Genomic DNA, 22,703 nt, shown 5'->3' with positions numbered 1-22,703 from the left:
ACCCTATAAAATGGACAGTTTAATAAAAAAGCCCTGAAAAATCAAGCACTTAAAAGATGGTTCCGATATTCGATCGGAGCCATCTTTTTTAATGTCCACTGATAACGATTATAATTATACTCCTCCATATAATCCTTTATGTTGAGCTCAAGGGATTCAAAGGTTTGACAATCTTTGTAATCTAATTCATCTTTCATATGACCAAAGAAGGATTCCATTGGTGCGTTGTCTAAACAATTGCCCCTACGGGACATAGATTGTTTGATCCCCATTTCTCTTACACGTTTCTGAAATTCAGGGTGTGTATAATGAATACCTTGGTCTGAATGTAGAAGCGCTTCAGGATGGATGACTTCTCCTAATCTCTCTTTCAAGTTATCTAATGTTTGATAGACGATATCCATTTGTAAAGAAGAGGAGACATGATAGGCTAAAATCTCTCGTGTTGTACTGTCTTTTACACATGATAAATAAGCCTTCTTTCCTTGTCCATAAAATAAATAGGTAATATCGGTTAACATACTTTTTTCAGGCTCTTCTTGATTGAATTGGCGATTTAAAAGGTTCGGACATGTTTTATGTTCTTGTGTCGCTTTTGCGATGTGTTTATAAGGGTTTGCTCGGCGAATCTTTGTCACAAGATTATATTTACGCATAATACGGTAAATACGCTTGAGATTCATACAAATTCCTTTTGTCTTTTCCAACATCATTTTGATAGAACGACCACCACATATTTTTCCTTTTCGATTAAAAATTTCTTGGATCCATTCATAATCTGTTTCATCATTACGTTCTTTTTCTAGATGTTTATCTGACTGATGAAGCCACGCATAGTATCCACTCCGACTTACCCCAGCCAGTGTACAAAGGTAACGCACCATACGTGGGAATTGGAAGCGACGTATGGTTTGTTCAATCAGTGCGTATGTTTCTCGTGGTGTTAACGCTTCTTCTGTAACGCCTGCCTTTCGAGTTCGTCTAACTTTTTTAGGAATGTCAATTCCGCTTCTAAAAACGCAATACGTGCTTCCGCTTTTTTTAATTTTTCATCAGAAGAGAGAGCTTTTTCCGAAGGGCGTCCCGTACTTCCTTTCCCGCGGCGTTCTGTATAAAAGCCCTCTTCACCAAATTGTTCAAAGGTTCTTCGCCAGCGTTTCAAGCATTGTTTTGGTTTCTTCTCACCAATCACAGCTAAGTCAAACCCATTCTCTAAAAAGATTTGGCTAGGACCTTTTCCTTGTTGATTTTCTTTTACCGCTCTTATTTTGAAATCAGGACAATAGCTAATCGAACGTTCCGACGCTTTTAATACATTTTTATTTTTTTCTAGCTGTTTCATTTGAATCTCGTTAAAAATAATTTTACTCATTCTCCGTACCTCATTTCTATCGTTGATTCCATTATAACGAGGTTTTTTGATAAAAATACACAAAAACCCCGAATCATGGGGCTTTTTTTTAGTGTCCATGATTCGGGATACAGTTCAGCATTTCTTAACGGCTCCTTTTTTAGGAAAAATGTTTAAGTGCCCTTTCAGCTAACAAAGCGAAGTATTCTGCACTTATAGGTAACGCTCGCTCATCTACTGTAAAGCTTGGATGATGCCATTCATGTGTACCACTCGTTCCCATAAAGACGAATGATCCTGGTATGTGTTGTTGATAAAAAGAGAAATCTTCGCCAGCCATGGAAGGAGTAGGGGTAATCACGTCTAGTGACATTTCCTGTGCAGTTTGTGTACATAAATGAGTAAGACTTTCATCATTATGGACAGCAGGAGGACCTGAATGAAAATGGAATTCTGTTTTTACACCTAGTGCATCAGAAACGCCCTTAATGATACGTTCCATTAAGGCTGGAATTTTTTCGCGTGTTTCAGCTTGGAAAGTACGAACAGTACCTTCTAATATTGCTTTTTCAGGAATAACGTTCCACGTATTTCCTGAGTGGATGTTTGTGACACTAACGACGGCATTATGTGAAGAACTTATATTTCGGCTTACAATAGTTTGTAGTGCCATCACAATTTGAGAAGATGCGACAATAGGGTCTACCCCAGCATCTGGTACAGCTGCATGTGTACCAACTCCGTGAATTTCAATTTCAAATCGATCAACTCCGGCCATCAGTGGACCATCTTTAATACCGATTGTACCTACTGGTAAATCAGGTTTATTATGCATACCGAAAATAGCTTGTACACCACGTAAATGCCCGGCTTCGATGACGTTGCAAGCACCATTACTACTTTCTTCAGCTGGCTGGAATATAAAGCGTACAGTTCCGCTAAGAGAAGATTCTTTTTCTTTTAGCAAATAAGCAGCCCCTATAATAGCAGCTGTATGAAAATCATGCCCACAAGCGTGCATTTTTCCATGGATTTTTGAAGCGTAGGATAAATTTGTTTCTTCCTGAATAGGAAGGGCATCAATATCAGCACGGATTGCTATAAGCGGTCCGTTACGATTCCCCGAAATTTCAGCAATAACGCCCGTTTCTAAATTAGAATTTATAATCGTAATGTTTTTCTCTTCCAACCAATTCTTTATAGCTTTCGTCGTTTCAAATTCTTCGTATGATAGTTCTGGATGCTCATGTAAATTTCGACGAATAGAAATTAGCGTCTCAGTTAATTGCTCTAGATTTGCTGCCACTTATAATGCCTTCTTTCTTAAATAAAGTATTTACATTAAGTATACAATATTAAAAGAGAGGATTCTCAAATGAAAATCCCCTCTCGTTTATGCTGCCAATTTTTTGTGTGTATGATGTTTACGATAACGTCCACGCATTGCATAAGCAATTTGCGGGATTGCAATCCCGATTAAAATAAGTGATACACCGAACCATTGTGAAGATAGTACAGCTTCTTTTAAAACGAATACAGACATAATTGTTGTAACTGGTAGTTCCGCAGCGCCAAGAATAGTCGCTAAGCCAGAACCAATCTTTGGAATACCAATTGTAAAGGCGATAGAAGGAATGACGATACTGAATGTTCCTAAACCTAAACCGTATTTCCAAAGTCCTTCAGAAATTGCACCGTTAAAAATAAATGTTGGAGGGAATACGATCATTACTAAAGTTAAAGCACCAGCCATTAAAAGAACACCGCGTGGTAATGAAGGTACTTCAACAGCAACTTTTCCGCTCACGAAAATGTATGTTGCAAATGTAACAGCAGATAATAGGCCTAATATAATTCCAGTCGTATCGAAATCACCTGCTGATTTTTCTAGTAAACCACTTGATAAAAATGTACCTGCAAGTAAGAAAATAACAGAAATAACTTTTTCTCTTGAAGGTAAAGTTTTTGTTGCGACTGCTTCAATAATAATTCCGACCCAAACGAATTGGAATAAAAGTATAATGGCGATAGATGCTGGTACAGTTTTTAATGAAGCATAATAAAAAATTCCAGTGAAACTTGCAGATGTACCTGCAACGAATAAAATTAAAGCTTGTTTTAATGGAACACGATGTCTAGAAAATAGAAGTGTAATAGCAAGCAAAATAATCCAACCGAACAAATATTGGCTGCCAATTACCTCTCCAAGTGAAAATCCTTCTGCATATGCAAGTTTAACGAAAATAGCTAAAATTCCATAACTACACGCTCCTAATAAAACTAAAAGAGAATAACGAAGCATGAAATATTCCTCCCATCTATATGAAATTGTTCCGTAACGGACATATATAACTAGAGGGAAGTATACAAAATTAAAAATGAAGGGTCAAATAAAAGAAAAGTGTGACATTTTATAGAATAATAATAAAAGTATGATATTTATGCATAATCTTGAAATTAGTAATAATAGAAGTATTGTAAAATCAAGTTTGTATTGTATAAAGACAGCATTTGAAAAAAATATTTTTTAATCAATATGTATATAAACGTACGAATAACATGCTAATCATTTGAGAAACTATATTACCTTTGTTATGTTAATAACATTAGAGAGGTTTTGTAGTGTAATTGAGATTTTTCTATATAAATAGAAGGAAATGAAAACGTTTTTTCAGAAAAAGTGTGAAAGGGTAGTTTTTCTTATTATCACGTTGGAAAAGTGATTTCACGAATTGTTCATAGTATTTTTATATGTTTTTGCTACAATATGTAAGGAGAGGAGTGGAATAATGCAAGATATTAGTATTTTTTTAGCGTTTGGTGCTGGGTTTTTATCATTTATTTCCCCATGTTGCTTACCGCTTTATCCGGCATTTTTATCGTACATAACAGGTATGTCGGTTTCTGAGTTGAAAGAAGAAAATGCAATGCTTCGCAAAAGAAGTATGATACATACAGCGTTTTTCTTACTTGGATTTTCAATTATATTTATTGCAATTGGATTTGGTACAAGTTTTATTGGAGGCATCTTTACAAATTATAAAGATTTAATTAGACAGTTAGGTGGTATATTTATCATCGTGTTCGGTCTTATTATTGTCGGTGTGTTTAAGCCGAAGTTTTTAATGCAAGATCGTAAATTTACGTTTAAAAATCGTCCGAGTGGTTATTTTGGATCTGTTTTAATTGGGTTGGCATTTGCTGCAGGGTGGACGCCTTGTACAGGACCTATTTTAGTGTCTGTAATCGGATTAGCAGCAACAAATCCAGAATCAGCAATGATTTATATGATTGCATACATACTTGGATTCGCTATCCCGTTCTTCGTACTATCATTCTTTATTACGAAAATGTCTTGGATTAAAAGAAACAGTATGAAGTTCATGAAAATCGGGGGATACATTATGATTATCATGGGTATCTTCTTATACTTTAACTGGATGACAAAAATTATCGTATATTTCTCAAGTTTATTTGGTGGTTTTACGGGTTTTTAGTATTATTCTGTGAAAATGTTGGAAATACTAACGGAAAAGCATATAATGAAAGTATATTTTGCATATAGCCACAAAAAAGGATGAGAAAATATGAACATAGTTGTTTTATCCAGTATCGTTGCTGTTTGTATGGCTGTTGGTGCGATGTTTATTCGTTTAAAAGCAGCTAAGAAACCTGCAACATTGAAAAAAATTATACTTCCACCATTTTTTATGAGTACGGGAGCGTTGATGTATGTTTTTCCTGAATTTCGATTAACTCCAGCAGAAATGTTAGAAGCAATTGGCGTCGGTTTGTTTTTCTCTATTTTTCTTATTAAAACATCTAAATTTGAGATTAGAGGACAAGAGATTTATTTGAAGCGTTCGAAAGCATTTGTCTTTATTTTAATCGGATTACTTGTCGTGCGTATTGTATTTAAAACATATTTAAGCCAATCGCTTGATTTGGGACAACTTAGTGGGATGTTCTTCTTGCTGGCATTTGCGATGATTGTGTCATGGAGAATTGCCATGTACCGTTCCTTTACGAAATTACAGAAGGAAATGGAAAAAGAAGATGGTTTTTATAATGAAAAAGATATGAAATTAACTTAAAAACTGTATATGTATAAAATAAAAAGACAGCGTTTTTTGACGCTGTCTTTTTATTTTATATTGCTAACATCTTCTATTCCAACCGCGCCGGATAAAACGTTCCCCATTAAAGAAACAATTTAAATTTGGTGAGACGAACGGACCGATAAACGGAATAATGTTTGGCTCTGAAGTTTCATCAACGAAAGTCGGTGGTTTAGTAGGATCTGGTCTGAGTGTATAGCGAATGCGGGCGGTATTTTGAATGAGACCATTTCGTGGCTCTGCTGTTACTTGAACGATAAAACGAACAACAACGGATTCACTTGGATTAACAGTATTGATAAGAATACCGATAGTTGGGCTAGTTCCGGGACGTGCTACTCCATTTACTGTTACTGAATTTGGATAGAAAGTAACTTCAGGAGGAAGTGGGTCGGTAATGAGTACGTTATTTACTGGGATGGTGCCATTGTTAGTAAAGGTAAGTGTATATGTGATGAAATCACCGAGATGGGCGCTATTTACATTTGCGGTCTTAATAAATGTGTTTGGCTCATTAGGGTTTACTTCTATCGTAATTGGTGGTGTTGTAGTCGTTGTTGTGATAGGTGGTCTAGTAGGGTCGGGTTGAGAAGTATACGTAATGGATGCGATATTTGTAATCATTCTATTAGCTGGAAGTGTAATAACCTGTACTTTGAATGAAATAGTTACGGATTCTGTTGGATTAAGAGTTCCGACTGGAATGCCTGTGGATGGATTTGCGTTTGGAACGGGAATGTTATTAATTGTGACACTATTTGGAACGAATGATGTGCCGACAGGAAGTGAGTCTGTAACAGAAATGTCAGTGACAGGAATCGTACCTTCATTTTGGAATGTGATAGTAAATGTAATCGTATCACCTACTGAAACGATGGATTTATCAGCGGTTTTTATCGGGTTAATAGTCCTAACGTTTACAGGAGTAATTGTAGTAGGTGTAGGCGTAGTAACGGATACAGGTGGTTTAGTAGGATCGGGTTGGTACTGGAAGGAAACGTTACCTTGGTTTTGAATTTCTCCGCTTGGTGGAATTGAAGTAACTAGGACACGGAAAGAAATCGTTGCGGATTCAGAAGGAGCAAGTGTTGAAATTGGGATGCCTGCTGATGGATTTGCAGTTGGTTGCGGCACGTTGTTAATTGTTACACTATTTTGGATGAACGAAGTACCGATAGGAATTGTATCAGTTACAAGTATATGATTAGCAGGAATGGTACCTGTATTTTGGAGAGAAATCGTATACGTAATGATATCACCTAAAGTAACTGTTTCCGGCGTGGCTGTTTTTTTCGGATTTAATATAGCTGTAGTTACATTCGTTGTGTTAATTGGAGTAGGGTCTGTAATTGTAATAGGAGGTTCACCAGGACCTGGTTCATATGTGAAAGTAACAGTTGCTTGATTTCGAATAATACCACCAGGTGGTACACTTGTGACTCTTGCTTGGAATTGAACAGTAATTGTATCGTTTGGATTGACTGTTCCAACAGGTATACCTACAACAGGATTTGCTCCAAGATCTGAAATGCCATTTATTACAACAGTACCTGGAAGAAACGTTAACCCATTTGCTAACGGATCAGTAATGATAACGGAAGTTGCAGGGACTGATCCGCGATTTTGGAAGGTTACAGTATACGTTATGATTTCATTTATATCTACAATTTGTTTGTCGGCTAGTTTATTTGGGTTAGGTGTAGGTGTAATAACGGATACTTCAACAGTTGGAGTAGGATCTGTAATAGTAATAGGGGGTTCGCTAGGGTTTGGCTGGAATGTGTAAGTGACAGTTGCAGTGTTTTTAATAATACCGTCTGGTGGGAGTTCAGTTACAGTAACTTGATAAGTTAATGTAACAATTTGTCCTGGAGTTACAGTCCCAACGTTTACACCATTATTTGGATTTGTTCCAGGTTGCGTGACGCCATTAATCGTAACGCTATTCGGAATGAAAGTAGTACCAGATGGAGTAGGGTCTGTAATAATAACATCTGTCGCATTAATATTCCCGACATTTTGGAACGTAATTGTATATGTGACAGTATCACCAAGATTAATAGTTTGAGGGTTACCTTGTTTGTTAGGATTAATAGTAACTTCACTTACTTGCGTCTTTGTAGTAGGTGTAGGCGTAGTAACAGATACAGGTGGTCTAGTAGGATCTGGCTGATATTGGAATGAAACGATCCCTTCATTTTCGATAAAGCCTGTCGGTGGTATCGAAGTTACTTGAACTTGGAAAGTTACGACGGCTGAAGTGTTAGGTTCTAATGTACCGATAAGAATTCCGGAACTAGGAACGATACCTGGTTGCGTGACGCCGTTTATCGTAACACTATTCGGAATGAAAGTAGTACCAGCTGGAATAGGATCGGTTACAAGTACATTTGTTGCAGGGACAGTTCCTGTATTTTGTAAGGAGATTGTATAGGTGATTGTGTCACCTAATAAAGCAAATACTTTATCAGCGGATTTTGTAGGGTTTGTTGTTGCCGTGTTGACATTGGTAGTAGTAGGAGGCGTTGGAGTAGTCACTGTTACTGGAGGTTCTCCAGGATTAGGTTGGAATGTGTAGGTGATAGTAGCTTCATTTATAATAATTCCGTTAGGTGGTATGGAAACAACGCGAACTTGAAAAGTTACAACAACTGATTGACTAGGATTTAATGTGCCAAGAGGAATGCCAAGAGCTGGATCAACATCACTAGTTGGGATACCATTAATTGTTACACTATTTGGAATGAAAGTCGTACCAACTGGAATCGAATCTGTAAAAATGATATTTGTTAGTTGAACAGTTTGTAAGTTTTGGAATGTAACGGTGTACGTAATGATATCGTCTATATCAACGTTGTTTCGATCAGCCGTTTTCGATGGATTAATAATACTATTAATGATTTCAGTATTAACTGGTGGTGTTGTCTCTGTTTCCGTAATAGGAGGTTCATTTGGATTAGGCTGAGATGTAAAGCTGACTGAACCGACATTTGTAACAACCCCGTTAGGCGGTATATTCGTAATCGTTACTTGGAACGTAATGGTTATTATTTGATTTGGTTGTATTGTACCAATGAGTATCCCAATGCTTGGATCAACACCTGGTTGTGAAAGGCCATTTACTGTAACAGAATCTACAATAAATTGTGTGCCTACTGGTGGTTGATCAATGACAGATACATTTGTCATAGGAATATTTCCAGTGTTTTCAAGGGTAATTGTATAAGTGAGTGCATCGCCAATGTTAGCGATTGGCAAATCTACTGTTTTTGTTGACTCTAATTCTGCATTTTGTACAATTGTTTCTGCGATTGGAGTCGGTGTGGTTGTTGTAATAGGCGGGAGTGTCGGATCTGGTTGAGATGTGTAAGTGACATTTGCTTCATTTGAGATAATGCCATTTGGTGGTAAAGCTGTTATTTGTACTTCTAAAGTAACAGTCACTACTTGTCTAGGGTTTAATGTGCCAACTGGGATTCCTGTTTCAGGGGGCAAATTAGGTTGTGGAATGCCATTAATCGTAACGCTACCAGGGATAAATGTAGTTCCAGTAGGGATAGAATCTGTAATAATGACATTAGTTGCAGGTATATTACCAGTATTTTGAAGGGTGATTGTATAAGTGAGCGTATCACCAATACTTGCAAACTCACGATCCACTGTTTTTTGCGGGTTCGGGTTAGCGGTACGAACAGGTAAAGTTACGGTAGGAGTCGTTTCTGTTGTTGTAATAGGAGGTTCGCTAGGATTAGGCTGAGAAGTGTAGGTAACACTTGCTGTATTTTCTATTTTTCCATTAGGAGGAATAGCGTTTATTTGAATCTGGAATGTAACAGTAACTGTCTCGCCGGTATTAACTGTTCCAACAGGAATTCCTGTGACTGGACTTACGCCGGGTTGAGCGACATTGTTTACAGTAACACTATTCGTAATAAAAGTTGTACCCGGTGGTAAAGAATCTGTAATTGTTACACCAGTAGCAGGTATAGTTCCTTGGTTTGTAAATGTGACAGTATAAGTTACAATATCGCCAATTTCTGCAAACGTAAGGTTTGCTGTTTTTGTTGGACTTATGACTACAGTTTGGATAGGAGTTGTTGTTTCAGGAGTTGTTTCTGTTTTTGTGACTGGAGGTAAATTTGGATCCGGTTGATAATTAAATGTTGCACTACCTTGATTTCGGATTTCGCCGCTAGCAGGGATGTTTATTACTCGTACTTGGAAAGTAATCGTTGCGCGTTCGGATGGCGCTAAAGTTCCAAGTGAAATTCCTGATGATGGATTTGTTCCTGCTTGAGGAATCCCATTAATCGTAACACTATCTGGAATAAATACAGTACCGGCAGGGATAGAATCTATTACTGTTATATTCGTAGCAGGAACAGTACCGGTGTTTTGAAATGAGAGAGTATAGGTAATGACATCATTTAATGCAACGAAGGAGCGATCTGCTGTTTTTTGTGGATTTAGTGTAGCGGTATTAACTGCTGTTTCTGTTTCAGGAGTTGTAATAGTTGTCGTAACGGGAGGTTCATTTGGATTTGGCTCGTATGTGAATGTAACATTTGCTTGATTTCTAATAACTCCTCCGGGCGGGATACTATTTACTACACCTTGGAACGTAACTGTAATACTTTGACCGGGATTTACAGTGCCGACGGGTATACCAATTTCAGGGTTTTCTCCAAGTTGTGATGTGCCATTTACGACAACGCTACCTGGAACGAAAGAAACACCAGATGGAAGTGTATCTTTTATAATAACATTTGTAGCGGGGACGGTCCCTCTATTTTGGAATGTTACAGTAAAAGTAATCGTATCCCCTATATCAACAACTTGTCGATCAGCAGATTTTGTAGTCGTTGGATTAGGATTATTAATTGGAATGTTTACACTTGGAGTGGTGGTAGTTGTTGTGACAGGAGGCTCACTTGGGTTCGGTTGATATTGGTAAGTGAAGGATGCTTGGTTTCTAATTATTCCATCAGGTGGTAAGTTTGTAACGACAACTTGATACGTGATTGTTTTCGTTTCTCCGACAGAAATGGTACCAAGTGGTATACCAAGTGATGGGGCTGCTCCTGGCGTTGTAATGCCATCGATTGTAACACTATTTGGAACGAAAATAGTTCCGTTAGGTGTAGGGTCTGTAACGACTACATTTGTAGCCGGAACGGTCCCGTTATTTGTAAATGTGACCGTGTAGGTAATCGTATCTCCTAAATCAGCAACTTGTTTGTCGGCAGATTTTGTAGGCGCTGTAATAACGGTCCCAACTTGAGTTTCTGTTTTAGGAGTTGGGGTAGTTGTTGTAACAGGAGGCTCATTTGGATTAACAATATAATTAAATAACACACTGCCTTGGTTTTCTATAATTCCATTTGGCGGGACACTTGTAACTTGAACTTGGAATGTAATTGTTTTTGCTTGATTTGGATTTAAAGTACCAATCGATATACCGTTTTCAGGATTACTGTTAGGTTGTGAGATACCATCAATCGTGACGCTATTTGGAATAAATGTTGTACCGTTTGGAATTGGATCTGTTAGTACAATATTTGTTGAGGGAACAGTGCCGTTATTTTGTAAACTAATTGTATACGTAATAACATCACCAATATCAACGAAAGTACGATTAGCAGATTTTGTAGGGTTAACTGTAGCGGTATTAACAGAGACTGTAGTAGGTGCTGTCGGTTCGGTTGTGGTAACCGGCGGTCTTGTTGGATCTGGCTGGTACGTATATGTCGTTGAAGCTTCGTTTGCAATAACACCGCCAGCTGGAATTTGTGTAACAAGAACTTGGAAAGATAGTGTTTTGGTTTCACCGGGATTAATTGTTCCAACCGGGATTCCTAGTGCGGGATTTGAATTTGGAACCGGTACATTATTTAAGATTACGCTATTCGGAATGAATGTTGTACCAGTAGGAATGGTATCAGTAAAAACTACATTTGTAGCAGGGATCGTACCATCATTAGTGAAAGTAATCGTATACGTAATAACATCACCAATATCAACAGTAGTTTTATCCGCCGTTTTAACAGGGTTTGTAATAGCGGTGTTAACAGGAGTAGTAGTAGGTGGTGTAGGGTTTGTTGTTGTAATAGCTGGTTTTGTAGGATCTGGTTGATACGTAAATGTTGTGGTTCCGATATTTCGGATTAGGCCATTCTCTGGGAGAGCGGTAACTTGAACTTGGAAAGTGACAGTGACAGTATTACCAGCTGCGATTGTTCCAATTTGTATACCACCAGAAGGGTTTACGCCAGGTTGTGAAGTACCGTTAATTGTGACGCTATTCGGAATAAATGTAGTGCTACTTGGAATTGGATCAGTTACAATAACGTTCGTTGCAGCGATGTTTCCTGTATTTGGTACAGTAATCGTATACGTAATAATATCACCGATATCAGCAATTTGTGGACTAGCAGTTTTTGTTGGATTTACAATTGCAGTTCGTACAGAAGTAGTTGTTGGAGGTGGTGTTATCGTAGTGGTTGTTGAGGGTTCAGCCGGATTCGGTTGCGACGTAAATGTTACATTTGCTTCGTTAGTAATCGTTCCGTTAGCTGGGAGGGAAGTGACTTGGACTTGAAATGTGACAGTTGTAGTTTGACCAGCAGGAATTGTACCTAGCGGAATATTTGTTGGAGTTACGCCAGATTGTGCCGTTCCATTAACTGTAACACTGTTTGGAATAAAAGTAGTGCCAGTAGGGATAGGGTCGGTGATGGAAACATTTGTCGCTGAAATATTACCGTTATTTGGAACAGTAATCGTATACGTAATGATGTCACCAATATTCACAATTTGTTGGTTTGCACTTTTAGTTGGATTTATGATAGTAGCATTAATTTGTGTTTCAACTATATTACTTGTAGAGTTTCTGTTAATTGGTGGTTGGTTTGGTGGATTATATTGAAAGCTTGAAGTTGCACTATTTGGAATAGGGTTAGGTGTAGGGAGAGTATTAACTTGAACTTGAACTTGAAACGTAATTGTAGCATTCCCGTTTGCAGCAATCGTTCCTACATTTATTCCAGTAGCAGGATTATCTGTAGTAGAAGTACCATTAACTGTAACGCTACCCGGTACGAACGATGTGCCGGCAGGAGGCGTGTCTGTAATGATAACATTATTAGCAGCTAATGTGGCTTGATTTGTGGCCGTAATTGTATACGTAATCGTATCACCGATAGTAGCAATTGTTTTATCTACTGCTTTTGTTAATGCGACATTAGCTGTGAAAATATCTGTATTAACAATATTGCTTGTTGTCGTACGTGTGATAGTGGGTGCGTTAGGTGCAGGTTGAAATTCGTATCCAAATGATGCTACGTTACTTGCAACTGGTGGGGTAGGGACACTTGTAACATCTACTTGAAAGGTAATTGTAACAGAGCCGCCAACAGGAATGTTGCTAATGGGAATACCAGTAGCAGGATTTCCAGCTGTTGCAACGCCATCAACTGTAACGCTGTTTGGAACGAAAGTAGTGCCAGCGGGTATGGGGTCTGTAAATGTAACGTTTTGGGCAGGAAGTGTTCCGGTATTTTGGACAACGATTGTATAGGTTAAACGACTTCCTATTGTTGCTATTGCCATTAGATTCGTCCTTTCTGTATAAATTTAAATCCGGTCAAGGCATGGAATATTTACAAATAGCATTATTTAATAATCTAGAAACAATACTATGTGTAAATATTAGTATAAAATGAGCTCGTCATTGCATCCTATTCAAATTTAAATGAATAGGAATAGGCAAAGGCTTTTTTTTTGCCCAAATTAGTCTGTGCATATACAAATGGAACTTTTTTTACTTGTTTGCATTAAATGAAATAGCGAATAAATATTTATCTTATATGGAAGGGGAGTGGAATTGTTGGCTTTTGTACAAACATATACGAAAACGGACTCTTTATTTATGGTACACACAGGGAATACAGTTGGCATGCGTGGTATTACAACAGCGACGGCGTATCAATACAATGCATTAATAACAAGAGATACAAATTTAAGTTTTGCAGGAGTTCCTTCTTCGGTAGATCCATTAACTTTTGCGGGAACGACAAATGATTGGACATTAAATGGTTCTTGGGCAAGACTTAATCCTTCAGTAACAGATGTACCAGCAACAGCAACTGTAGACTTTGCAATGCTAGTATGGCAAGGAACATTGAGTGCAACTGTGACAGAAACGGTGGTAAATAACAATATACCTACTTTACAAACACCGGATGGGGTCACTCATACAATTACGAGTGTTCCTGCATGGGGAGAGACGAGATCAAGCGGAACATTTCAAGGTACCATTTATACACGTGCTGCAAATGTAACAAATATTCTACAAGGGCTTTCAAATCGAGCAGCGGGGGATTATTTTGTAGAAAGGGTTCCCACGGCAAATCCTCCGACGCAAGGGACAGGCGTAGGATGGGCATTGGTTGTTGTATATCGCGATAATTCATATCCTATTAGGAATGTTAGTTTATATACTGGTTTACTCATTTCTACATTGGGTGAGACAGCAACGATTTCAAATTTTATCACTCCAGCTGTAGCGCCGGTTAATGCTCGTGTATTTACAATGGCAATTAATGGTGATACTGATGCGACAGGTGATAGATTTAACTTAAACGGTACGGGACTTTCAGGACCTAATAATTTAATAAATAACTTTTTTGCTTCACAAGTAAATAATTATTTGGGAAATTTAAATACAGTCGGAAGTTTTGGGGATAGAAATATGCCAATTGGTACTTCTGCGACTAATCGGCGTGCAGAGTTTGATGTGACAAATGTACCCGCAAATGGCGTGTTAACAGCCGGTTCTACTTCTACTACCGTGAATATCCCAAATACATTTGATTATCTTTACGCTGGTGCTGTCGGTTTACAAATAGATTTAGCGGAGGCACGTTTAACTGCTACAAAATCAGTAATAGTGAGTTAAAAAATTGAAAACTTTAATAAAATTTTTTATCCTAATAGGAGTGAATTCTATTGGCTTTTGTTCAAGCTTACGGTAAAAACGATAACTTATTTATGATGCATACGGGTAATACGATGGGAATGCGCGGTACTGCAAATACAAACTTTGCTTACAATGCACTTATAACATTAAATACAGATTCTACTTTTGGAGGAGTTCCTTCATCGACGGACCCGAATACATTTGGAGGTACAACAAATGATTGGACATTAGATGGCTCATGGGCTGAATTAAATCCATCAACTACTATCGTTCCAGCTACGGCGGTTGTAGATTTTGCGTTACTTGTTTGGTCAGGTGGATTGGATACGGCTGTTACAACTGCTGTTGTTGATGCGAATCCTCCAAATTTAGTTACGCCTGATGGAACGAGTACACAAGTGACAATTAATTCAGCATGGTCATCAGAAGGGACAAATCTCCCTTTTATAGCCAATGTTTATAATCGAGCAGCAGACGTTACACCTTTACTGCAAGGTTTACCGAATCGAGCAGCAGGAAGATATAGTGTGACAAGATTACCTACGCGTCAGCCAGTTGGTTATGGTGCAGGATGGTCGTTGATTGTTGTATATCGTGATTCCTCATATCCGATGAGAAATGTGAGTTTATTTCCAGGTTTTTTATTATCCGGTACACCACAAACCATTTCAGGATTTTTTACACCAGCTACAGGGACGGTGACAGCAAGAGCTTTTGTAATGGCGGTAAATGGTGATCCGAATTTTACAGGTGATAATTTTCAATTGAACTCTGTGACATTAACAGGACCAAATAATCCAATAGGGAACTTTTTTAGAGGGCAAGTAAATGATATTAATGGAAATTTAAATACAATTGGTAGTTTTGCAGATCGGAATTTTTCTGGAACGACTACAACTGCAAATGCAAGAGCTGAGTTTGATATTACAAATGTAAATGCAACAGGTTCTATTGCACCAAATACGACATCTACACAAGTAAATATTACAGGTACTGGAGATACAATTTATACAAGTGCGGTTGGATTACAAATAGACTTGGCGGAGGCTAAATTAACAGCAGTAAAATCAGTAACTGTAAGTTAAAAAAGATTGCTATAAGTTAGCAATCTTTTTTTATGAGGTAGATTTTGTTAGTAAAGATTGATAATGAGAATAATCAATCTTTTTTTCTTGTAGTTTTTTTACTAAAAATTTATGATCACGCTTCGGTGTAGCAATAATATACCCTTTAATAATTAAATCTTGTGTAATTTGAGAGGCTTTTTCTTGTAAGGCTAGTTCACCGATTTTGCCAGCAATTTTTGATTTAGCAACATCGCGAAATAGCTCTGGAACAGGACTTACGAGCTCTTCTAACAATTGTTTTTGTTCGTCATCCCATAAATGCCTCGTTTTATTAATATAGTGCTCTTCCCAATCTAAAATGGACATACCATCTTCTTTTGGTAGTCGTTTTAAAAATTTTCTGAACATAAAGTATCCACCGATAGACATAAGTCCTAATAAAATAACAGTCCACAGTACAATAAACCAACTGAACCATCCTTCGAGCAAGAGTATCCCCCCTTAATGATTGCGGTTTTCTTTTATTTATATTATAAACAGTGAGATTGATAGAAAGCAAGAACGCTTGGTCATTTTGACCAAGCGTTATCATTTAAACGAAGTATAGTTGTTCCACACATAAATTATTATTATCATCTTCTACATATTCAATGATTAATGTGCCAACTTTACGATCTTTATCTTCAGTTGTGAAAATAGAGTAAGAAGTAAAACGTGCTGTTGATAGGCCGCTTATATGTGTAGGTAAAGAAATGTAGTCGTTATCGCGGAAGAATTCCATCAGTTCAATATCCTCAAATTCTTTTCGGTCAACTTGTTTGTTTGTATAGCGGCGTTGAAGTTGTTTTAAAGACTCGTTCCAAGAAATTGCTTTTGTATCGTATACCATTGTCTTATCTCCTTACTGTATGTAATCATTAAGAACATACGTTCTAATCTAGTATACTCTTTTTATTTGAAAAGGGAAAGCAAAAAATAATGTAAGCTTGGATTTCCAAGCTTACATTATTAATGCGTCCGTCATAATCTCTATTTTTTATTATATGTTAGATAAGAATAAGAAACAAGATGATATATATTTTGTTGATAGTTTTCAAGATTCTGTATATTATAGTTTTACTAAAGCGCAAGGGAATGAGAGGAATGGCATATGTAATTTCACTCCAAGGACCGATGGCAAGCGGAAAAACGACATTGGCTAAAAGGTTAGAGTAATGTGGGTTTTCAGTTATATATGAAAACCCTTATCCAATTGTAGAAAAGCGAAGAGTATTAAATTTGGATATAAATTTAAAAGAAGGGTTTATTCTAAATCAAAAAATGTTTATGGAAGCAAAAATAAAGGAGTTTCAAAATGTAAAAGATTCAGTTGTAATTTTTGATCGCGGGCCAGAAGATATTGAGTTTTTTACGCTCTTTTATCCAAAGATTATAGGAGAAGAGTGGGATATAGAAACTGCATTAAGAGATGAATTATATAAATTAAGAGAATGTCGTTCAGATGCTATTTTTTATTTAGATGGCTCGGAAAGTAATTTATATAATAGAAAAAATAATGATAGAACAAGAAACAGAAGTACATTTGAGGAGCAATTTAAATTAGTAGAAACTGAAAAAGACTGGTATAAACAATTTCCTGTAACTTATGTGGACACGAATAGATTAACAGCGGAAGAATTAGAGGGATATTTTATGGATTGGTTAAAGGAGAGAGGGATATGAAAAAAATACTTTTATTTGTATACCCAACATTTGCGGAGTTTGAAATAACAGTAGCAACGGCATTGTTGAAAAATAAATATGAAATTATTACAGCGAGTTTAACGAAAGAATTGATTATAAGTGAAACAGGTTTGCAAGTGCAACCGCATATAGAATTAAGTGAAGTACGTGTAGAAGAATATGAGGGGATTATTATTCCAGGCGGAGATGCGATACATATGAAGGATGCAGAAGGACTCTTTTCAGTCATCCGTCAGTTTCACGAACAAGAAAAATTAGTAGCTGCTATTTGTGCGGGACCGTATGCACTAGCAAAAGCAGGCTTATTCAAAGAAAACTCGTATACAGTAACTATGGATTATAGAAAATTAGATTGTTTTCCAGTAGAAAATTTTGTGTATGAAGAAGTTGTGGAACATTCAAACATTATTACAGCGCAGGGGCATGCATTTGTACCATTTGGAATAGCGATTGCCTCTTATTTTGGGATAGCGAACGAACACAATATAAATTTTTACAGTGGTAAGGGGAATGTGATGATGGAGGAGCTTTTGCCTGAGAATGTATAAAAGCTAGCATTTGCTAGCTTTTTTCTTTTTGACATCGATAAATGGCTAACGTTTTCGGATCGCGCCATATACCGTTATGAATTGCCAATTCATTTTCTACTTCTTCTTTTAGCCATTCCTTCATTTCGGCGTGAAGATGTGTATTATCAGGTATATTTAGCGACGGAAACATGCTAGAAATATAGTTTACAATTGGAGTAGCATGATGAAAAACGAGAGCATTATGAATAACTGCTTCTTCAACAGTTGAAAAAACAGACTGTAATATCTCTTTACCATTTTCCAAACAAAATGGCGTGACTGAAGATGTTGTTTTCGGTAAATCAAATGCGTCTAACATGCGATTACACATTTCAACTATACGAGGTAATGTAACGTCAGAATTTGTAGTAGCTAAAAGTGAGCCACCAGGACGTATTACTTTATGGAACCCTTGGATAGTTCTTTCAACATCTTTCATATGATATAACATATGTCTTGCGACGATCCAGTCGTAGCAATTGGCTTCAAAAGGAAGTTTTTCAGCGTCACCTAGTCTCCATTCAATTAAAGTATTTGTTTTAGTGGCTTCAGAGAGCATGGCTTCTGATTGATCAAAACCTGTTAATTGACCTTTATGGCCATTCGCTTGCAAAAAGGAAAGAAATTTTCCGTTAGCGCACCCAACCTCTAATATTTTCTCGTCTCCTTGAAGTTGTAAATGATCCATGACGACTTCATCTAAATTCACTTGTTTTTCTTCGTAATGTTTATGCGTATCAATACGTATTTGTAAATGGTGGCTTACATTGTACTGGCGTTTTACATCATTCATCTTTTCGCATTCCACCTTCGTGCAAAATTGCTGAATTGCGTGCGTTAATACGTCGGTTTTCTTTAAGCCTTCGTAATGGAGTGCAGCTTCAAACCTTTCAAGTAATTTTTCTTCAATTCGAAAATGAATGTTTTTTCGCTTTGTCACTGAAATCTCTCCCCTTTGTATCGGTTAGTGAGACTATAACACGCCTGAAAAATTTGTGTAAATCATTTGTGTACACAAATGGAGGGGATGAAAAAATTGTTTGAATGTGAGTTTAAACTATTGACGATTTAACCGTTTTCATATATTCTTAAATTAAGAAATATTCAAATAATTAAAAGAAATGAGAGAGTCACATGCTTCTTCAAGGAACACATCGAATTGGTCGTATGGCCATGCTGTTGGCACTTGCGGATGAGAATGAAAGCCCTGTATTATCTATCCCAAAAGGGTGGAAGTATTGTACGGGGAAAGTGGGTTCGATGAATTCGCAAAAGGTTGTCGCAGCAATGGAAACAGCGGCTAAGAGCAACCAAGTTATTGAAACAGACGTTTACAGAGAAACACATGCACTTTATCACGCAATTATGGAAGCTTTGTACGGAGTGACGAGAGGTCAAATTCAGTTAGCAGACGTTCTTCGTACAGTAGGACTTCGCTTTGCGATTGTGCGCGGTACACCGTACGACGGAAAAAAAGAGGGCGAATGGGTTGCTGTTGCATTATATGGAACGATTGGTGCACCTGTAAAAGGATCTGAGCATGAGGCGATTGGTTTAGGAATTAATCACATATGATTTGCCCATAGTCTATTAGTTAGAAGGGGGCCTTACTTTTTTAGGACAGAAGTCTGTCTTAAAAAGATAAGGTCCCCTTTTGCCTTTTTAAGGAGGAAAAACAATGATTACGTTAACAGGACACACATTGACAATTGAAGAAATGAAGAGGTTGTTACTTGAAGGAGAAGGTGTAACAGCTTGTCCAACTAGTATGCAAAAGGTGGCGGAGTGCCGCGAAGTAGTTGAGAAAATTGTAGAGGACGGAAAAGTTGTTTACGGTATTACAACTGGATTTGGAAAGTTTAGTGATGTGCTAATTCAAAAAGATGATGTAAAGGCACTTCAACATAATTTAATTCAGTCACATGCATGTGGGATAGGCGAGCCATTCCCTGAAGAAGTATCACGCGGTATGTTAATTTTACGAGCAAACACGATGCTTAAAGGAGTATCTGGTGTTAGACCGCTCGTTGTAAATATGCTTCTTGAGTTTGTAAATCGTAAAATTCACCCAGTTGTTCCACAACAAGGCTCACTTGGTGCGAGTGGCGATTTAGCACCTTTATCTCATCTTGCGCTCGTATTATTAGGCGAAGGTGAAGTGTTCTATAAAGGAAAACGCGTTCATGCAATGGTCGCTCTTACAGAAGAAGGTCTTGAGCCAATTGAACTTGAAGCGAAAGAAGGTCTGGCGTTAATTAATGGTACGCAGGCGATGACAGCGCAAGGAGTTCTTTCTTATATAGAAGCAGAAGCAACGGCTTATCAAGCTGAATTAATTGCATCTATGACAATTGAAGGTTTACAAGGCATTATTGATGCATTTGATGAAAATGTTCATAAAGCACGTGGTTATAAAGAGCAAGTAGAAGTAGCAAGCAGAATTCGTGACATCCTTCATGATAGTAAATTAACAACGAAACAAGGAGAACTACGTGTGCAGGATGCCTATTCACTTCGCTGTATTCCGCAAGTACACGGTGCTTCTTGGCAAGTTTTAAATTATGTGAAAGAAAAATTAGAAATTGAAATGAATGCCGCGACAGATAATCCACTTATTTTTGATGGCGGAGAAAAAGTAATTTCAGGTGGTAATTTCCACGGTCAACCAATTGCATTTGCGATGGACTTCTTAAAAGTTGGAATGGCAGAACTTGCAAATATTTCAGAGCGCCGTATTGAACGCTTAGTAAATCCACAGTTAAACGATTTACCACCATTTTTAAGTCCAGAACCAGGACTTCAGTCTGGTGCAATGATTATGCAATATGCTGCAGCGTCACTAGTTTCTGAAAATAAAACGTTAGCACATCCGGCGAGTGTTGATTCAATCCCGTCATCAGCTAACCAAGAAGATCACGTAAGTATGGGAACAATTGCTTCACGCCATGCACATCAAATTATTCAAAATGTAAGACGTGTTCTTTCAATTGAGATGATTTGTGCGATGCAAGCAGCAGAATATCGCGGTATTGAAAACATGAGTACAGTGACGAAGAGCTTCTATCATCAAGGTCGTCAACAAGTACCTTCTATTACTAATGACCGTATATTCTCAACGGATATTGAAAATATTGCGTATTGGTTAAAAACGAATTATTCGATAAAAGAAAGATTAGATGTAAACGCAGCACTATAAAATGAGAAAAGGGAGAGAGTGAAATGGAAAAAGTTAAACAAACAATTCGCGCACCAAGAGGTACTGAGTTACAAACGAAAGGGTGGGTGCAAGAAGCTGCACTTCGTATGTTAATGAACAATTTAGATCCGGAAGTTGCTGAAAAGCCAGAAGAATTAGTTGTATATGGTGGAATCGGCCGTGCAGCTCGTAACTGGGAAAGCTACAATGCAATTGTAGATTCATTAAAAACGTTAGAAAGCGATGAAACATTACTTGTTCAATCAGGAAAACCAGTTGCAATCTTTAAATCACATGAAGATGCACCTCGCGTTCTTTTAGCGAACTCAAACTTAGTACCGAAGTGGGCGAACTGGGATCACTTCCGTGAACTAGAGAAAAAAGGTCTTATGATGTATGGACAAATGACAGCAGGTAGCTGGATTTACATTGGAACACAAGGTATTTTACAAGGGACATATGAAACGTTTGGTGAAGCGGCACGCCAACATTTCGGTGGTTCATTAAAAGGTACATTAACACTTACTGCTGGTTTAGGTGGTATGGGCGGTGCACAACCTCTTGCTGTAACGATGAATGGCGGTGTTGTTATCGCTATTGATGTTGATAAGCGCAGTATCGATCGCCGTATTGAAAAGAGATACTGTGATATGTATACAGAATCATTAGAAGAAGCATTAACGGTTGCGAACGAGTATAAAGAGAAGAAAGAACCGATTTCTATTGGTTTATTAGGAAATGCGGCAGAGATTTTACCAGAGCTAGTGAAGCGTAATATTACGCCAGATTTAGTTACAGATCAAACATCTGCTCATGATCCATTAAACGGTTATATTCCAGTAGGTTACACATTAGAAGAAGCAGCAAAACTTCGTGAAGAAGATCCGGAGCGCTACGTACAATTATCAAAAGAAAGCATGACAAAACATGTAGAAGCAATGCTTGCTATGCAAGCAAAAGGCGCAATTACATTTGATTACGGAAATAACATTCGCCAAGTTGCTTTTGATGAAGGTTTGAAAAATGCATTCGATTTCCCAGGATTCGTTCCAGCATTTATCCGTCCATTATTCTGCGAAGGAAAAGGACCATTCCGCTGGGTAGCGCTTTCTGGTGACCCAGAAGATATTTATAAAACAGACGAAGTAATTTTACGTGAGTTTGCTGATAATGAGCATTTATGTAACTGGATCCGTATGGCTCGTCAGCAAGTTGAGTTCCAAGGTCTTCCGTCACGTATTTGTTGGCTTGGTTACGGTGAGCGCGCGAAATTTGGTCGCATCATTAATGAAATGGTTGCAAATGGTGAATTATCAGCACCAATCGTTATCGGTCGTGACCATTTAGATTGCGGATCAGTAGCATCTCCAAACCGTGAAACAGAAGCGATGAAAGATGGTAGTGATGCAGTAGCTGACTGGCCAATTTTGAATGCATTAATTAACAGTGTAAACGGTGCAAGCTGGGTATCTGTTCACCACGGTGGCGGCGTTGGTATGGGTTATTCACTTCACGCTGGAATGGTTATCGTTGCAGATGGAACAGAAGCAGCGGCAAAACGTATTGAGCGCGTATTAACTTCTGACCCTGGTATGGGTGTTGTTCGTCACGTGGATGCAGGATATGACTTAGCTGTGGAAACTGCGAAAGAAAAAGGCGTTAACATTCCAATGATGAAATAA

Annotated in this window: 15 protein-coding genes and 2 pseudogenes; 10 read left to right on the top strand and 7 right to left on the bottom strand. The window is 37.7% G+C overall.

Going from position 1 to position 22,703, the window contains the following annotated elements:
• Positions 1-41: 41 nt before the first annotated feature.
• The 3 genes from PSR14_RS18910 to PSR14_RS18900 form a co-directional block, all read right to left on the bottom strand.
• A protein-coding gene (locus PSR14_RS18910; protein WP_098487847.1) for an IS3 family transposase occupies positions 42-1,372 on the bottom strand; the annotation gives its coding sequence in 2 pieces (ribosomal slippage) (positions 42-985 and positions 985-1,372; 1,332 coding nt in all).
• Between the two features lie 139 nt (positions 1,373-1,511).
• Positions 1,512-2,657 carry a M20 peptidase aminoacylase family protein gene (locus PSR14_RS18905; protein WP_000729800.1) on the bottom strand — a complete coding sequence of 382 codons (1,146 nt, stop codon included), beginning with the start codon at positions 2,655-2,657 and terminating at the stop codon, positions 1,512-1,514.
• An 87-nt stretch (positions 2,658-2,744) separates the two neighbouring features.
• Entirely contained in the window at positions 2,745-3,653 is a 909-nt protein-coding gene (locus PSR14_RS18900; protein WP_000947030.1) for a DMT family transporter, read from the bottom strand.
• 326 nt (positions 3,654-3,979) lie between these two features.
• Between PSR14_RS18900 and PSR14_RS18895 the strand changes: the two are divergent.
• The 3 genes and pseudogenes from PSR14_RS18895 (at position 3,980) to PSR14_RS18885 (ending at position 5,445) form a co-directional block, all read left to right on the top strand.
• Positions 3,980-4,124, top strand: a pseudogene (locus PSR14_RS18895) (peptidase T).
• A gap of 16 nt (positions 4,125-4,140) precedes the next feature.
• A complete protein-coding gene (gene ccdA, locus PSR14_RS18890) occupies positions 4,141-4,848 on the top strand; it encodes a cytochrome c-type biogenesis protein CcdA (protein ID WP_001152681.1) in 708 nt (235 codons plus the stop codon).
• Positions 4,849-4,938: 90 nt separating this feature from the next.
• Positions 4,939-5,445, top strand: coding sequence for a CcdC family protein (locus PSR14_RS18885; protein WP_001028639.1), 507 nt, complete (start codon positions 4,939-4,941; stop codon positions 5,443-5,445).
• A gap of 63 nt (positions 5,446-5,508) precedes the next feature.
• Here PSR14_RS18885 and PSR14_RS18880 read toward each other — a convergent pair whose 3' ends face one another.
• On the bottom strand, positions 5,509-13,077 hold the full coding sequence (locus PSR14_RS18880; protein WP_406644046.1) for a hypothetical protein: 7,569 nt from the start codon (positions 13,075-13,077) through the stop codon (positions 5,509-5,511).
• Positions 13,078-13,354: 277 nt separating this feature from the next.
• Between PSR14_RS18880 and PSR14_RS18875 the strand changes: the two genes are divergently transcribed.
• Both PSR14_RS18875 and PSR14_RS18870 read left to right on the top strand, forming a co-directional pair.
• Positions 13,355-14,425: a hypothetical protein gene (locus PSR14_RS18875; RefSeq protein WP_000896247.1), complete on the top strand. Its 1,071-nt coding sequence runs from the start codon at positions 13,355-13,357 to the stop codon at positions 14,423-14,425.
• A gap of 50 nt (positions 14,426-14,475) precedes the next feature.
• Positions 14,476-15,531: a hypothetical protein gene (locus tag PSR14_RS18870; protein ID WP_000896225.1), complete on the top strand. Its 1,056-nt coding sequence runs from the start codon at positions 14,476-14,478 to the stop codon at positions 15,529-15,531.
• A 30-nt stretch (positions 15,532-15,561) separates the two neighbouring features.
• On the opposite strand, the gene PSR14_RS18865 is transcribed toward PSR14_RS18870, so the two are convergent.
• Positions 15,562-16,002 (bottom strand): DUF2621 domain-containing protein, encoded by a 441-nt coding sequence (locus PSR14_RS18865; RefSeq protein WP_000889384.1) that lies wholly within the window; start codon positions 16,000-16,002, stop codon positions 15,562-15,564.
• A 103-nt stretch (positions 16,003-16,105) separates the two neighbouring features.
• Positions 16,106-16,402, bottom strand: coding sequence for a hypothetical protein (locus PSR14_RS18860; RefSeq protein ID WP_000262403.1), 297 nt, complete (start codon positions 16,400-16,402; stop codon positions 16,106-16,108).
• A 245-nt stretch (positions 16,403-16,647) separates the two neighbouring features.
• Between PSR14_RS18860 and PSR14_RS18855 the strand changes: the two are divergent.
• Positions 16,648-17,235: pseudogene (locus PSR14_RS18855) on the top strand (AAA family ATPase).
• Positions 17,232-17,804 (top strand): DJ-1/PfpI family protein, encoded by a 573-nt coding sequence (locus PSR14_RS18850; protein ID WP_000722213.1) that lies wholly within the window; start codon positions 17,232-17,234, stop codon positions 17,802-17,804. The pseudogene PSR14_RS18855 and the gene PSR14_RS18850 overlap by 4 nt, the downstream one beginning before the upstream one ends.
• 13 nt (positions 17,805-17,817) lie before the next feature.
• Here the strand turns inward: PSR14_RS18850 and PSR14_RS18845 are convergent, their stop codons facing one another.
• Positions 17,818-18,765, bottom strand: coding sequence for a class I SAM-dependent methyltransferase (locus tag PSR14_RS18845; protein ID WP_113732606.1), 948 nt, complete (start codon positions 18,763-18,765; stop codon positions 17,818-17,820).
• Between the two features lie 194 nt (positions 18,766-18,959).
• On the opposite strand from PSR14_RS18845, the gene hutP reads away from it, so the two are divergent.
• The 3 genes from hutP (at position 18,960) to hutU (ending at position 22,703) form a co-directional block, all read left to right on the top strand.
• Positions 18,960-19,400, top strand: a complete 441-nt coding sequence (hutP, locus tag PSR14_RS18840; RefSeq protein WP_000926516.1) for a hut operon transcriptional regulator HutP — start codon at positions 18,960-18,962, stop codon at positions 19,398-19,400.
• Positions 19,401-19,503: 103 nt separating this feature from the next.
• On the top strand, positions 19,504-21,021 hold the full coding sequence (gene hutH / locus PSR14_RS18835; protein WP_000631850.1) for a histidine ammonia-lyase: 1,518 nt from the start codon (positions 19,504-19,506) through the stop codon (positions 21,019-21,021).
• A gap of 23 nt (positions 21,022-21,044) precedes the next feature.
• Positions 21,045-22,703 (top strand): urocanate hydratase, encoded by a 1,659-nt coding sequence (gene hutU, locus PSR14_RS18830; protein ID WP_000416706.1) that lies wholly within the window; start codon positions 21,045-21,047, stop codon positions 22,701-22,703.

The sequence above is a fragment of the Bacillus sp. A01H genome (assembly GCF_045277205.1).
Taxonomy (GTDB): Bacteria; Bacillota; Bacilli; order Bacillales; family Bacillaceae_G; genus Bacillus_A; species Bacillus_A paranthracis.
The sequence above is the reverse complement of the archived record's forward strand: the minus strand, read 5'-3'. Positions and strand labels throughout refer to the sequence as shown.

Bases quoted from the DNA above. Each gene is read 5' to 3' on its own strand.
- hutH (WP_000631850.1), top strand. From the start codon at position 19,504: ATGATTACGTTAACAGGACACACATTGACAATTGAAGAAATGAAGAGG.
- hutP (WP_000926516.1), top strand. From the start codon at position 18,960: ATGCTTCTTCAAGGAACACATCGAATTGGTCGTATGGCCATGCTGTTG.
- PSR14_RS18900 (WP_000947030.1), bottom strand. From the start codon at position 3,653: ATGCTTCGTTATTCTCTTTTAGTTTTATTAGGAGCGTGTAGTTATGGA.
- PSR14_RS18860 (WP_000262403.1), bottom strand. From the start codon at position 16,402: ATGGTATACGATACAAAAGCAATTTCTTGGAACGAGTCTTTAAAACAA.
- PSR14_RS18885 (WP_001028639.1), top strand. From the start codon at position 4,939: ATGAACATAGTTGTTTTATCCAGTATCGTTGCTGTTTGTATGGCTGTT.
- PSR14_RS18850 (WP_000722213.1), top strand. From the start codon at position 17,232: ATGAAAAAAATACTTTTATTTGTATACCCAACATTTGCGGAGTTTGAA.
- hutU (WP_000416706.1), top strand. From the start codon at position 21,045: ATGGAAAAAGTTAAACAAACAATTCGCGCACCAAGAGGTACTGAGTTA.
- ccdA (WP_001152681.1), top strand. From the start codon at position 4,141: ATGCAAGATATTAGTATTTTTTTAGCGTTTGGTGCTGGGTTTTTATCA.
- PSR14_RS18880 (WP_406644046.1), bottom strand. From the start codon at position 13,077: ATGGCAATAGCAACAATAGGAAGTCGTTTAACCTATACAATCGTTGTC.